Source organism: Tessaracoccus palaemonis (genome assembly GCF_019316905.1).
In the GTDB taxonomy this organism is placed as follows: domain Bacteria; phylum Actinomycetota; class Actinomycetes; order Propionibacteriales; family Propionibacteriaceae; genus Arachnia; species Arachnia palaemonis.
In genome coordinates this window covers 2,763,052-2,776,039 of sequence record NZ_CP079216.1, presented here as the reverse complement: position 1 = coordinate 2,776,039, position 12,988 = coordinate 2,763,052, and the positions used below count along the sequence as shown (strand labels likewise).

At 70.5% G+C, this 12,988-nt stretch carries 14 protein-coding genes and 1 tRNA gene; 6 read left to right on the top strand and 9 right to left on the bottom strand.

Annotated elements, in window-relative coordinates; genetic code table 11:
* The 3 genes from mutA to KDB89_RS12675 form a co-directional block, all read right to left on the bottom strand.
* A complete protein-coding gene (gene mutA, locus KDB89_RS12685; RefSeq protein ID WP_219081599.1) occupies window positions 1–1,872 on the bottom strand; it encodes a methylmalonyl-CoA mutase small subunit in 1,872 nt (623 codons plus the stop codon).
* A 202-nt stretch (window positions 1,873–2,074) separates the two neighbouring features.
* Window positions 2,075–2,950: a dihydropteroate synthase gene (gene folP, locus KDB89_RS12680; protein ID WP_255555940.1), complete on the bottom strand. Its 876-nt coding sequence runs from the start codon at window positions 2,948–2,950 to the stop codon at window positions 2,075–2,077.
* Complete coding sequence (locus tag KDB89_RS12675; protein ID WP_219081597.1) at window positions 2,947–3,375, bottom strand: hypothetical protein; 429 nt, start codon at window positions 3,373–3,375, stop codon at window positions 2,947–2,949. The genes folP and KDB89_RS12675 overlap by 4 nt, the downstream gene beginning before the upstream one ends.
* Before the next feature lie 105 nt (window positions 3,376–3,480).
* Between KDB89_RS12675 and xylB the strand changes: the two genes are divergently transcribed.
* Window positions 3,481–4,908, top strand: a complete 1,428-nt coding sequence (gene xylB, locus KDB89_RS12670) for a xylulokinase (RefSeq protein WP_219081595.1) — start codon at window positions 3,481–3,483, stop codon at window positions 4,906–4,908.
* 6 nt (window positions 4,909–4,914) lie between these two features.
* Here the strand turns inward: xylB and KDB89_RS12665 are convergent, their stop codons facing one another.
* Genes KDB89_RS12665 through KDB89_RS12655 form a run of 3 tightly spaced genes read right to left on the bottom strand, consistent with a single transcriptional unit; the run spans window position 4,915 to window position 8,440 of the window.
* The gene (locus KDB89_RS12665) at window positions 4,915–5,868 is read right to left on the bottom strand and encodes an alpha/beta hydrolase (protein ID WP_219081593.1); all 954 of its coding nucleotides are present in this window, start codon (window positions 5,866–5,868) and stop codon (window positions 4,915–4,917) included.
* Window positions 5,869–5,875: 7 nt separating this feature from the next.
* Complete coding sequence (locus tag KDB89_RS12660; protein WP_219081591.1) at window positions 5,876–6,478, bottom strand: histidine phosphatase family protein; 603 nt, start codon at window positions 6,476–6,478, stop codon at window positions 5,876–5,878.
* A 33-nt stretch (window positions 6,479–6,511) separates the two neighbouring features.
* Window positions 6,512–8,440 carry a glycosyltransferase gene (locus KDB89_RS12655; protein ID WP_219081589.1) on the bottom strand — a complete coding sequence of 643 codons (1,929 nt, stop codon included), beginning with the start codon at window positions 8,438–8,440 and terminating at the stop codon, window positions 6,512–6,514.
* Between the two features lie 712 nt (window positions 8,441–9,152).
* Between KDB89_RS12655 and KDB89_RS12650 the strand changes: the two genes are divergently transcribed.
* The 3 genes from KDB89_RS12650 to KDB89_RS12640 all read left to right on the top strand — a co-directional run bounded on the left by KDB89_RS12650 (window position 9,153) and on the right by KDB89_RS12640 (window position 10,012).
* Window positions 9,153–9,235: transfer RNA gene (locus KDB89_RS12650), tRNA-Leu, on the top strand.
* Between the two features lie 37 nt (window positions 9,236–9,272).
* A complete protein-coding gene (locus KDB89_RS14820; protein WP_439654888.1) occupies window positions 9,273–9,671 on the top strand; it encodes a ribbon-helix-helix protein in 399 nt (132 codons plus the stop codon).
* Window positions 9,668–10,012, top strand: a complete 345-nt coding sequence (locus KDB89_RS12640; protein ID WP_255555938.1) for a type II toxin-antitoxin system PemK/MazF family toxin — start codon at window positions 9,668–9,670, stop codon at window positions 10,010–10,012. The genes KDB89_RS14820 and KDB89_RS12640 overlap by 4 nt, the downstream gene beginning before the upstream one ends.
* Before the next feature lie 299 nt (window positions 10,013–10,311).
* Here the strand turns inward: KDB89_RS12640 and KDB89_RS12635 are convergent, their stop codons facing one another.
* From KDB89_RS12635 to KDB89_RS12625, 3 genes are read right to left on the bottom strand one after another with little or no spacing between them, the layout of a single operon-like run.
* The gene (locus KDB89_RS12635; protein ID WP_219081585.1) at window positions 10,312–10,671 is read right to left on the bottom strand and encodes a HepT-like ribonuclease domain-containing protein; all 360 of its coding nucleotides are present in this window, start codon (window positions 10,669–10,671) and stop codon (window positions 10,312–10,314) included.
* A complete protein-coding gene (locus KDB89_RS12630) occupies window positions 10,668–11,120 on the bottom strand; it encodes an XRE family transcriptional regulator (RefSeq protein WP_219081583.1) in 453 nt (150 codons plus the stop codon). The genes KDB89_RS12635 and KDB89_RS12630 overlap by 4 nt, the downstream gene beginning before the upstream one ends.
* Window positions 11,121–11,164: 44 nt before the next feature.
* Window positions 11,165–12,001, bottom strand: a complete 837-nt coding sequence (locus KDB89_RS12625; RefSeq protein ID WP_219081581.1) for a cytochrome b5 domain-containing protein — start codon at window positions 11,999–12,001, stop codon at window positions 11,165–11,167.
* A gap of 195 nt (window positions 12,002–12,196) precedes the next feature.
* Here KDB89_RS12625 and KDB89_RS12620 point away from each other — a divergent pair, with 195 nt between their 5' ends.
* Entirely contained in the window at window positions 12,197–12,586 is a 390-nt protein-coding gene (locus KDB89_RS12620) for a phage holin family protein (RefSeq protein WP_219081579.1), read from the top strand.
* Between the two features lies 1 nt (window position 12,587).
* Window positions 12,588–12,986: a PLDc N-terminal domain-containing protein gene (locus KDB89_RS12615; protein WP_219081577.1), complete on the top strand. Its 399-nt coding sequence runs from the start codon at window positions 12,588–12,590 to the stop codon at window positions 12,984–12,986.
* The last annotated feature ends 2 nt before the right edge of the window (window positions 12,987–12,988 follow it).

Here is a 12,988-nt window from a genome sequence, read left to right as displayed (position 1 = left end):
TCAAGCTCCCAACTTGTCCAGAGTGTTGGTCAGCAGATCGACCACGTTCATGCCGTCGAAGACGTTGCCGTCGACTGCGGCATCGCCGCCTTCGCCCAGCTCCTTGACCTGACCGGCCACGAGGACCTCGGTTGCCCCGGCGGCGCGGAGCGCCTCGGCGACCTCGATGCCCTTGGTTGCGTAGACCTTCGCGCTGGAGCAGAGGACGGCGACGGTGGTGCCGGCCTCCTTCAGCGCCTTGGCGAAGTCCTCCGCGCTGTCGCCCTCGGCGAGCACCGTCTCGATGCCGCCGACGTGGTACAGGTTGGAGGTGAAGCCCTCACGGCCGCCGAAGTCGCGACGTGCGCCGAGGCAGGCGAGCAGGACCTTCGGGCCCTTGCCGGCCTCGCGGGCCGCCGACGAGCGGTCGCGCAGCGCCTCGAACACCTCGGAGTCGCGCACCTGCGTGAGACCGTTCAGCGCGGGGGCTGCGGGGCGAGCCGTGCGCTTGACCGGCTCCTCCTCGTAGTTCGGGAACATCGACACGCCGGTGACCGGGATCCTTCGGGTGGCGAGCAGCTTGGCCCGGTCCGCGTTCAGCGCGTCGAGCTCGGCCGCGACGGTGCCGTCGGCCAGCTTCGCGGCGAAGCCCTCGCCGTCGAGCTGCTGGAACAGCACCCAGGCCTTCTCGGAGAGCTGCCTGGTCATCGACTCGACGAACCAGGCGCCGCCGGCGGGGTCGTTGACCCGGCCGATATTGGACTCCTCGGCGAGCACGATCTGCGTGTTGCGCGCGATGCGGCGCGACAGGTCGTTGGGGAGGCCCTCGACGGTGTCGAACGGCAGCACGGTCTGGATCTCGGCCTGGCCGACGGAGGCGGCGAAGCAGGAGATGGTGCCGCGCAGGACGTTCACGTAGGTGTCGTCGCGCGTGATGTCGCGCAGGGAGGTCACCGCGTGCTGGATGGCGCCGCGCTTGGACTCCGCGACGCCAAGCACCTCGCCGACGCGGGACCACAGTCCGCGCAGGGCGCGGAGCCGCGCGATCGTCAGGAACTGGTCGGTGGTGGCCGACACGCGGAAGATCAGCGACTCGAACGCCTCGTCGGCGGTCAGCCCGGCCTCAGTCAGCGCGCGGACGTACTCGACGCCCACCGCGATGGCGTAGGCCAGCTCGTTGACGTCGCCGGCGCCCGCGTTGTTGTAGACGGTCGCGTCGACGACGATCGGGCGGACCTTGGGGTACGGCTTCGCGAGCTCGACGGCCTGCGTCAGCTGCGACAGGTCCGGGGTCGTGCCGGCCAGCGCCGCGGCGCCGATCGGGTCGACACCCAGGTTGCCTGCGACCGAGGCCGCGTCATTGCCGGAGGCGGCGAACGCGTCGACGAGGGCCTTGGCGGCCTCGAGCTGCTGCGTGGCGCTGGTCAGGTAGACCGGCGCGAGGTCGAGCAGGACGCCGCTCAGCACCTCGGCGACGTCGCCGGCTGCGACGGCGTCGGGATCGACGCGCAGGAACACGCCGGTGGTCCCGCGCTCAAGGTCGGTCAGAATGGCGCGCTTGGTCTCAGCAGCGTCGGGATCCTCGTACTTCTGCGCAATCTCCCACGCGTCCATCTCACCGGTGCGCACGGTGGTGCCGCGCACGAACGGCGCGACGCCCGGGTAACCCAGGTCGTCGGTGCCGTCATCCTCGGTGTAGAGGGGCTTGATGGTCAGGCCGTCGACGGTGGAGCTCGTCAGGCGCTTGTACGCCTGCTCGATGTTGAGTTCCTTGCCTTCGGGGCGCCTCCGGTTGAGGACCTTCAGGACCTCCTTCTCCCACTGCTCGCGGGAGGGAGTCTCGAAGTCCGCGGCCAGACTGATGTCAGCCGCGCTCGTAGCTTGATCGCTCATCGCTCTCCGTATTTGGTCTTCTTGGGCTGTTACCCGCGATCCAGCCTAGTCCTACGTCCGTCGCACCTGCGCGCGGGGGCGTGCTAGACGATGTGCTGGCAATCGCTTCAGGCTCAGCCTATGGCTGAGCGCATAGGTACACGCCAGATGAGCGGTCGTGGCGCATTCGTGCAGAAGGAAGTGAGCGATTCCGGTCGGGCGTTCAGCGGCCGCGCAGCGACAGGACGGGAGGGCGGTCACCGCGGATGCTGGCGACCATGTCCAGCACGCGACGGGTCGCCAGTACGTCGTGGGCGCGGAACACCGTCGCGCCCTGCCAGGCCGCGATCGCCGTGGCCGCCAGGGTGCCCTCGAGGCGCTCATCGGCGGGCAGGTCGAGGGTCTCGCCGACGAAGTCCTTGCGGCTGATGGCCTGCAGCACCGGGTAGCCGAGGTCGACGATCCGACCGGTCGCGGCGACCAGGGCCAGCGAGTGCAGGGTGGTCTTGCCGAAGTCGAGGGTCGGGTCGACGAGGATCTGTGAGGGGGCGAGCCCTGCGGCCTCCGCGCGGCTCGCACCGTCGGCGAGGACGCGCAGCACGTCGGCCACGACGCCGCCGTCGTAGGCGACGCTGACGGGGTCGGTGCGGGGCGGCAGGCCGCCGGTGTGCGAGACGACATAGCCGGCGCCGGTGCGGGCGGCGACGCCGAGCAGTTCGGGGTCGGCGCCCTGCCAGGTGTCGTTGACCAGGTCGATCAGGCCGGAGCAGGCGTCGGCGACCTCGGCGCGCCAGGTGTCCAACGACGTCAGCAGCTCGGGGAGTTCGCGGCGCAGGGCGGTCAGCAGGGGGCGGACGCGGTCGATCTCCTCGGCCGCATCGACCCACTCGCCCTCCTGGCCGGCGCGGACGCCGCCGACGTCGACGATGCAGACCCCTTCGGCGACCATCGCGGCGGCCCGGTCGATGGCGCTGTCGACGCTCGCGTGACGGGCCGGCGCGTAGAACGAGTCAGGGGTGCGGTTGATGATGCCCATCACGGCGGGGCGGGCCGCGTCGAAACGCTGGCCCCGCAGGATCAGCGGAGCGGGGCCGGTCACGGCTCGAGCGTCGGATCCGTCGGCTGCTGGCCCTGCAGTTCGATGAGGCGGGCGTTGACCTCGGTGAGGACCTCGAGGGTCTCGGCTGTCAGTGCCTTCAGGGCCTTCTTGCGCGCGGTGCCGGTGTTCGCCGTCCAGGCCAGATCAAGGCGGAGCCTCAGCGCGGAGGCCTGGCGCCGCCAGCCGGCGGGCTCGCGGGCGCCGGGGAAAGAGGCCTCCACCGCGTCGGCTGCGACCTCGATGGCCTTGATCTTCGCGTCGAGGCGCAGCCGCGGGTTCTCCGAGTTCGCCGTCTCCTTGAGCTTGGCGACGGCGCCGTCGATGGCCTGGGAGATCTGGGGGTTGTCGCGGAGCAGGGCCAGCAGCGTCGTCGTGGTGGCGACGATGCCGCCCGCGGTCTTGACGAAGACGGAGAGCTTGCTCATGGCATCGAGTGTAGGTGCGCAGGCGTGGAAGGGCGTGGCGCCGTTCGCCGACGGCGTGCAATGCATTAGGATTGCGACACAACAAAAACTCAGTGAGGAGTTCCCATGTCTCTGGTGGCGGGCATCGATTCGTCGACGCAGTCGTGCAAGGTCATCGTCGTCGACCCGGCGACCGGTGCGATCGTGGCCTCGGGCCGCGCGTCGCACCCCGAGGGCACCGAGGTCGCGCCCGCCGCGTGGTGGGAGGCGCTGCAGGAGGCCGCGGGTCAGGTCGACCTGGGTGACGTCGTCGCGGCGGCCGTCGCCGGCCAGCAGCACGGCATGGTGCTGCTCGACGCCGACGGCGAGGTCATCCGCGACTCGCTCCTGTGGAACGACACGCGCTCCGCGCAGGCGGCCCTCGACCTGATCGCGGACTTCGGCGGCGGCGACGAGGCCGCCGGCGCCGCGTGGTGGGCAGAGGCCGTCGGCTCCGTCCCCGTCGCCTCGTACACCGTCACCAAGCTGCGCTGGGTCGCCGATCACGAGCCCGACAACGCGGCGCGGATCGCGGCCGTCGCGCTGCCGCACGACTGGCTGACCTGGAAGCTGCTCGGCACCGGCCGCATCGAGGACCTGGTCACGGACCGCTCCGACGCCTCGGGCACCGGCTACTTCGATCCGGTCTCCGGCGAGTACCGCCGCGACATCGTGGCCGCCGCGCTGCGCATCGACGAGGCCGCCGCCGGTCGGATCGTGCTGCCGCGCGTCGCGGCCCCGGGGGAGGTCGTCGGCACCGGCTCGCTGGCCGGGCAGCCGGTGCAGCTCGGCGCGGGCATGGGCGACAACGCGGGCTCGGCGCTCGGCATGGGCCTGACCGCCGGCGACGTCGTCGTCTCGATCGGCACCTCCGGTGTCGTATGCGGCGTCTCCGACACGCCCAGCCGCGACGCCTCCGGGCTCGTCTCCGGGTTCGCCGACGCCACCGGCCGCTTCCTCCCGCTGGTCTGCACCCTCAACGGGGCCCGCGTCCTCGACGCGACCGCGCGCCTGCTGGGCGTCGACCACTCCGCCCTCGCCGACCTGGCGCAGGCCGCGACCCCTGGGGCTGACGGGCTGGTCTTCGTGCCCTACATGGAGGGCGAGCGGACGCCGAACCTGCCGGACGCCACCGGCTCGATCCATGGCGCCACGCTGACGAGCATGACGCGGGAGAACCTCGCCCGCGCCGCCGTCGAGGGCATCGTGTGCTCGCTCGTCGACGCCCTCGAGTGCCTCACCGACGCCGGCGGCCAGGCCGGGCGGGTGTTGCTGACCGGTGGGGCGGCCGCGTCGCCGGCGGTGCAGGCCGCGGCCGCGACGCTGTTCCCGGTCCCCGTCGCGATGCCCGCCGCCGGCGAGTACGTCGCGCTGGGCGCCGCCCGCCAGGCCGCCTGGGCGGCGTCGGGGGAGAAGGAGGCCCCCGTCTGGCCCCTCCCCGTCGAGGAACTGCCTGCCGTCGAGCAGGCGACGGAGGTCGTCGCGGCGTACCGCGCCGTGCGCCCCTGGAGCTGACGTCGGTCAGGCGTCGACGTCGGCGAGGAAGGCGGAGATGATCCTCCCCGCCTCCTCCTGCTGCTCCGCAGCGGTCAACCGGGTCGCTGATTCAGCACGGCACGCTGCGTCGTCGCGCTGGGCGGCGTCGTCGACCGCGTCCACGACGCCCGGGCCGGGTGTCCACTGGGTGTTGAAATAGTTGTGATTGGCGCCGGTCATCACCTCGGTGCGCGAACCCGCGCCCGTGAACGCCGTCGCCCAGACAGCGGGCATGTCCAACGCGTCCCCGTCGCACGTTCCGTAGAGGGTGAGCGTGGGCGTCGCCGACGTGCCGAGATCAACGCCGGTGGGATCGTCGACGGGGAGGACGGGGGCCAGAAGGACCGCAGCCTGGACCGACTCCGCATCGATACCCTCAGCGCCCGGTCGACCTGTCAGGAGCTGGGCGACGGCGTCACCGCCGCGAGAGTGGCCGATCAGCACCAGGCGGTCGGTGTCGAGTCGGCCGGCGAGGTCGGGCAGCGGACCCGTGCCCGAGTCGAGGGTCTCGAGCCACCAGGCCAGCAGCTTGGCCTCGCCGTCCACGTCTGCGCTGCTGCCGATCGTCGCGTTCGCCGACACGGAGACCGCGAGGTACCCCTCGTCCGCGAGGCGGGTGCCAAGCCAGTCGTAGCCGAGGTAGCTGGGCGTCCGTTCTTCCGGCGACGCGCACGGCCACGGGTCTTCAGCCGTCGCGCAGGGGGTGTGCCCGCCGTGCTGGATGAGGGCGACGGGGACCCGGCCATCCGCTGGCAGCGTCGGGATGTAGGCCACAGCGGCGATCTCGTTGGACGTCGATCCGACGTGGATCCCGTCGACCGCGCCGGCGAACGTGACTGCGCTGCCCTCTCGGGCGACGACCTCGGTCGGCGGGGCCGCCGCGCAAGCACCAAGGGCGAGGGCGGCGGCCGCCACGCAGGCGAGGGCTGCCCGGCTCATGTGTGTGTCAGCGCTCGGGGTGCGTCAGGGCATGGTCGCCCCAGCGCTCGATGCGCCAGCCGTCCTCGGTGCCGCCGTTCAACACGATCCACTTGGTGTTCTCGAGCGGCATGGCGATCTCGTGGCTGATGGTGGGGTCCTGCGTGAGGGCCCATACCCGCAGTGCCGCGCCGTGGCTGACGAGCGCGACGTGCTCGTCTCCCGCCTGTTCCATCGCCGCGATCGCGTTGGTGAACCGGGTGATGAACTGGCGGGCGGTCTCGCCGCCGTCCAGACCGACGTCGAGGTTCGTGGGCGACCACGACATCAGCATGTCGACGTAGGGGCGCCAGTCGGTGTTCATCTCCTCGACGCCCGCGGCGATCTCCTGGATACCCTCCACGATCACGGCGTCGAGGCCGCGGGTCGCGGCGAGCGGGGCCGCTGTCTGTTGGGCGCGGGTCAGGGTGGAGCAGTAGAGCGCGTCGATCCGCTCGTGCGAGATCGCGTCGACGAGCGCCTTCGCCTGCGCGTGCCCGTTCTCGTTGAGGGGCAGGCCGGGGTAGGCCGTGTCGAGCTGGCGGCGCACGTTGGCGTCGGTCTGGCCGTGGCGGATCAGGATCAGGCGCATGTCGTCACCATACCCGCGCCGTCGCGGAGCTTGTCAGGGCAGGTGGGGGACCTGTCCGACCAGGCCTGTCGACGTGACGATGGGTTCGGTCTGGCCCCCGGAGTGGGTGATCGTCGCGCCGTCGTTGTGCACCGTCAGCTGCGTGCGGTGGTTCCGCAGTGCTGACGCGACGCGCGGGAGGTAGCCCGTCAGGTCGAACCAGCGGGTCGCCTTGTCGCGGTCGGTGGTGAGAGCGGCGAAGGGGAGCCCGAGCTCGTCGGCGGCGGCCTTCGCCACGTCGTGCATCCTCACGTGGTCGGGGTGTCCGTAGCCTCCATCGTCGTCGTAGCTGACCACCAGGTCGGCGCCGCAGTGCCTCAGGTAGGCCACCGCATCGGCGACCTCCTCGGCCTCGTCGGAGCGGCACAGCGAGGCCGCGTCGGACTCAGGGGCCGGGCCCGCGACGCCGGGGCGGAGCCAGACCATGCCTGAGTCGAGGTAGCGGCGTGGCTCATCGGTGGCGCGGGCGGGAGGTGTGCCGAGGTAGGCGTGGCCCCGCACGCCGAGCGAGGTCAGCGCGCCGGCCAGCTCGGCCTCGCGGCGGTCCTCGAGCGCCGGTGTGCCCGCCAGATGCGAGAGCGGGCCGGGGACCACCTCGCCGAACTCCCCGCGGGTGGCCGTCAGCACCGAGACGTCGAATCCGTCGTCGACGAGGTGGGCGATCAGCGCTCCCGAGGCGAGGGTCTCGTCGTCGGGGTGGGCGTGCAGGAAGGCGATGTGCCTGACCGGACCGGATGCGATCGCGCGCCGGTAGGCGTCGCGGGTGCGCCCGGCGACGTGTGCCCAGGACATCTGTTCCGCCCGCTGACGCCCCGTCGCACCGATCCGGACGCGCAGATCGTCGTCGCGGAGGAGGGGGAGCAGCGCATCGGCCCAGTCCTGCGGGTCGTGCGACGGAACCAGGATGCCGGTGTGGGTGTTGCAGATGGCCTCGGTCAGGCCGCCGGCCGCGGCGGCAAGGACCGGGACGCCCGACGATGACGCCTCGAGCGCGACAAGGCCGAACGTCTCGGAATGCGACGGGACGAGCATCACCGAGGAGTGCCGCATGAGGCGCGCGAGAGACTCGCGGTCCTGGCCGGGCAGGAAGGTGATCTTGTCGGCGACGCCGAGGTCCTCTGCCAGTCGGTGGATCTCCACCTCGTAGTCGGCGAAGTCGGCGGACACCTCCCCGACGACCACCAGGTCGGGGCGTTCGGCCTCGGGCAGCGCGGCCAGCGTGCGGATGGCGAGGTCGGGTGCCTTGAGCGGCTGGAGGCGGGCGGCGAACAGCAGGTAGCCGGGCGTGACCGCCGGGTCCGGGGTCCACTCGTCGCCGGGTGCTGCCGGGCGGAAGAGGTCCGTGTCGACACCGGGCCAGACGACGGTGACGCGCGCGGGGTCGGCCTGGCAGCGGCCGATGACCACCGCGGCCTCGTAGCGTGACACGGCGATGATCAGGTCGGACTGCGTCGCGCAGGTGACCTCGCCGGTGAGGCGGGCCGGCGACTCCGGCGGCTCCCCGTCTCGCAGGGGGGAGTTGGGGTGAGCCGCGACCGAGTGGAACGTCATGACGTGCGGGATGCCAGCCGCCCGGGCCAGCGGCAACGCGGCGATCCCGGACATCCAGTGGTGCGAGTGCACGACGTCGAACGCGTCGAGCGAGCCGAGGTTGTCGCGGAACTCGTCGATGTACTGGTCGATCTCGCTCTTGGGTAGCGGCCGCGCCGGGCCCGCGTCGATGTGGTGCACGACCAGCCCGTCGTCGAGCGTCGCCGTGTCGGGCTGCTCGGGGCGGGAGCGCCGGGTGAAGAACTCGACGTCGTCGCCTCCCCCCTGCAGTGCCCGCGCGAGGGCGCGGATGAGCACGTTCATGCCGCCGGCGTCGGCGGTGCCCGGCCGTTCGGCCGGTGAGGTGTGCAACGAGATGAAGGCGACGCGCATGAGGGAGAAACTACCGTCCCCCCGAAGCGGGGCCACACACGCGGCGCCCCGCATCCGTCCAGTGCGCCCTGGCCTCGGACGGGTCGCCTTGGCTTCTGGCCGGTTCGCCCTGGTTTCCCTGAGTTGCCCCGCCTGCGTGCTTCAGCCGCGCCCTTGTCTCTCTCCGGCCTCGGTGCCGCCGACCCCGTGCACAAGAGTGGCTAGAGCCGGAGCACGCGGATATACGGCGCGTGCTGGGGGCCAGGCCACAGTTGTGCGCGGCACGGGGACCGGGAGGGCTGCGCTGGGGAGCGTGCGGATGTGGCAGTCGGATGCTGTGCTGCCGACCCTCCATCGACGGCGGCTGCCCGCCCTTCCGTGCACAACAGTGGTCAGGGCCGGAGCACTCGGATTTATGACGCGTGCTGGTGGCCAGGCCACAGTTGTGCGCGGTCCGGAGGTGAGGAGGGGGCAATGGGTGCGGCGCGGATGGGGCAGTCGGATCATCTGTCGCCGGCGCGCTGGTGCCGCCGACCCCGTGCACAAGAGTGGCTAGAGCCGGAGCACGCGGATATACGGCGCGTGCTGGGGGCCAGGCCACAGTTGTGCGCGATCCGGGGGGCGAGGACTGTGGGGCGAGGACAGGAGACGGGGTGCCGGCGACGATGGCGGCACGTTTTGTCACGACCGGCGAGTCGATGCTAGTGTTTCACCTCGGGTCGCAAGGCCCGATGCGCGCGTGGCGGAATGGCAGACGCGCTGGCTTCAGGTGCCAGTGTCCCTTGGGACGTGGAGGTTCAACTCCTCTCGCGCGCACAAACCGAACCCCTGGTCATGATGACCAGGGGTTTTCCTGTCCTCGCCGATCCCCGATCATCCATCCCCTGAAAATCGTTCACTGGTCGATTCTGATCGGTCCCGCGACGAGGATCGCCCACTGCCTTGCCGCGGGAAGCCTGCCGGCGGTGAGCGGCGCTGCGTCGCGGCCGCGGCCCCCGCGCCTCGGTATACTCCTGGTATGACTACGACCATCAAGGTCAGCGATGAACTCCGAGACCGGCTCAAGGCGCAGGCGGCGCGGGACGGGCTCACCCTCGGAGCGCACCTGGCGCACCTCGCAGACGCCGAGGATCGACGCCTGCGGCTGCAGGCCCTGAAGTCAGCAATCCGTGCGTCCAGCCCCTCGGATATGGAGTCACACGCGGCCGAGACCGCAGACTGGGAGCGCGCCGAGCTGTCCGAAGAATCGTGACCAGTCTGGAACTGGTGCCCGGGTCCGTCGCGTGGGCCGTTCTCGAGCCGGTCACAGGCAGGGAGCAGGGAGGGCGCAGACCGGTGCTCGTCGTGTCCTCGGCCGGGTATCTGGACGCGGTGAGGACGCTCGTCATTGTCCTGCCGATCACGACGACGGATCGGGGCTGGCCCAACCACATCCGGGTGGAGGGGTCGAGCGGACTGGGGCGCCCTTCGTGGATCATGACCGAGCAGCCGCGCACACTGTCTCGAGAACGGCTCACTTCCATATCGGGAGAGGTGTCGGCCGAGTGCCTGGCGACGGTGCAGGTCTGGATGGCGGACTTTCTGGACATCTGACTGAGCCATCAAGGTGAGTGGGCTTGCCCCACGCGTTTTGCGGCCCGGTGGTGTATGGGCCCTTATGGCCTCTCGTTGTCGCCGGCCCATAGAGCCGGAGGGCTCTCTTACGTTTTCGACGCCCCCATCGCAACCTCCGCCCAACCGACCAGAGGTCCCAGCAGGACAGACTCCCGCTCCTCCGCCGGCCGGAAGTCGCCGTCTGGGTGCGCCGCTCGGCGACGGTTCTTCTGCACGTCTCCGGGGTACCTCGGCGGCAGGATGGCGGCGCGCAGGCCATGGCCGTGTCGCGGGGAGGTTCAGCCGGACAAGCCCAACCGTTTGATCAGGGCCGGGATGTCGCGTCGGAGTGTGACGAACATCAGGTCGTCATTGACCTTGTCGTACTTGTGGGCAACCAGGTTCCGCATGCGGGTGATGTTCGCCCACTCGACGTCCGGGTATCCGGCCTTGAAGGCGTCTGGCAGGCGTTCGACGACCGTGGCCACCTTGATCAGGAGACGCTCTCCCGCGTTACGCAGGAGACGCCCCTCTGGTGTGTCGGCGAGATAGGCGTTCTCGCCCAGGCCGACCAGGTAGTCGGCGTCTGCCCCGAAGCCGGCCAGATCCTGCAGCCAGTCGTGGACTCGGCCGTGGTGTGCAGATCCAGGTCTGGTCACAGCGGAATTGTCTCGCTCAGCGCGCGCCCGATGACCCGTCCGGAGGAACCGGCAGAGACCACGTCGACGGGAACGGTCAGCAACTCGGCAAGCTCGTCCTCCATCGCCAGCAGATCGGTGATCCCCGCATCGTCGGAGAACCGGACCAGGAGATCGAGGTCTGACCCAGGCTCGTCCGTGCCTCTGGCGACCGACCCGAAGATCAACGGATCGCAGCCTCGATGACGGGCGATGACCGCAAGCACCTCCGGCCGGAGGTGCCGAAGTAGATCGGAGGGCCTCACCTCCAGTGCGCGGTCCAGCGCTGCCCTGGCGGCGGCCGTGGGCTCTCGCCTGCCCGACTCGATGGCTGAGATCAGAGGTTGCTTCACCCCCGCGCGGGCGGCGAGATCACGCTGGGACAGCTGGAGCGCTTCCCTCCGTGCCTTCACCCGGTGCCCGTAGTCCATGCGCACATGATAACGCGGCTGTTATCAACGGGGGCTGTTGCCGCTCAGCCGACCAGGGGACCCAGCAGGAACGACGCGAGTTCGTCCGCCGGGCGGGAGTCGCCGCTGTGCTGGCCCTCGAAGGCCGACGTGCCGTCCGTGCCACACAGCGCGACGATGTGGCTCGCGCCGCCGGGGTGCTGGCTGATCCAGTCTGTCAGGTCGTAGACGTTGCCCTCGATCGCGGCCCAGCAGCTGTCCTGCGTGTTGTGGGCCTCGACGTCGGCCATGGTGTAGCCGCTCGCCGAGCTGGTGGTCTCGGTCGGCTCGGTGGAGGTCTCCGTCGGCTCGGACGATCCCCCGGTCGCCTCCGGTGAGGTGGCCTCAGGCGAGGCTGTCCCGGTCGACTCCGGCTCGCTCGCCGTGGCCGACGGTGTGGGCTCGGCCGAGGCGGACGGGGTGGCGGCGATCGCGCCCGACCAGGCCGCGGACGCCCCCGAGTGTCCCGCTATCACCGTCAGCGCGACGACCACGGTCGCCACCGCGGCGACGACCCAGCCGAGGACGTCCTTCGCCCGCATCGACTCGCCCGTGCGCACCCAGATCAGCCACGCGCCGCCGATGAGCAGCAGCGCGACGGCGCCGATCACCAGGTTCGTGCCCGCGGCCGCGTGGGCGTTGGGGCGGCCGACGTGCTCGGCGAACGCGTTGCCGGAGACCATCGCCAGGACGGCGCCCGCGGTGCCGACGGCCAGGATCGCCAGGACGGCCATCGCGAAGCGGGGCCGCCACGACCGGATCGCGGCCAGGAGGATGAGCCCCACCGCAGCCAGGGGTAGCAGTACGACGGGCAGGTGGACAATCAGCGGATGGGCCGGGAGCCCGGCGATCACGTCGAACACGGCGCCAGTCTACGGGTGGACGGCACCGCCCTCAGGGTGACCGGCCGGCACAAATCTCAGTCGACTCTCCAGCGCACTTTCTGGTCTCATAAACGGCCGCGCTGCTAGTCTGACGGCAAGATATCGATGCCTGCGGATCGGGTCGAGGCATTCGCCCGCTCCCCGGATTTCGAGCCAATGAAAGGGAGGTCGGAAATGACTCGTTTCCTCATCCGCGCACTCGTGTGGATCCTCAGCTCGCTCCTCGGCCTGCTCGCCGCGAAGCTCCTGCTGCCGGGATTCCACCTCTCGACGGGCGGGCTGATCCTCGCCGTCATCGTCTTCGCGATCCTGCAGAGCCTGCTCGCCCCGCTGGTCGTCCGACTCACGAGAAAGTACGCGAGCGCCCTGATCGGCGGAGTCGGTCTGGTCACGACGTTCCTCTCGCTGCTCATCACCAGCCTCCTCCCCGGCGGCCTCAGCATCGACGGGTTCGGCACCTGGGCACTCGGCACGTTCATCGTCTGGATCGTGACGGCTCTCGCCACCTGGCTGCTCCCTGGGATCATGCTCCGGGAGAAGCAGCCCGAGGGGCAGAAGGGCTGAAATGCCCGATTTCTGGTCGACGATCTGGAATGCGATCTGGTGGTTCCTCCTCGCGTTCGTGTTCATCGCCTACCTGATGGCGCTTTTCGCGATCATCACCGACCTCGTCCGGGATCGCAGTCTCAGGGGAATCCTCAAGGCCCTGTGGCTGATCTTCCTGGTCTTCCTGCCATTCCTCACCGCAGTGATCTACCTCATCGCCCGCGGTTCCGGCATAGCCGAGCGCACCGCCGAGCGGGCGCACGAGACCAGGCGTGAGACAGACGACTACATCCGCCAGGTGACCGGCACGACGGTCCCCGGCGAGATCTCCGAGGCGAAGCAGTTGCTCGACTCGGGTGTCATCAGCCACGACGAGTTCGAGCTCCTGAAGGCGTCCGCCCTCAGGCGCGCCTCGTAAAC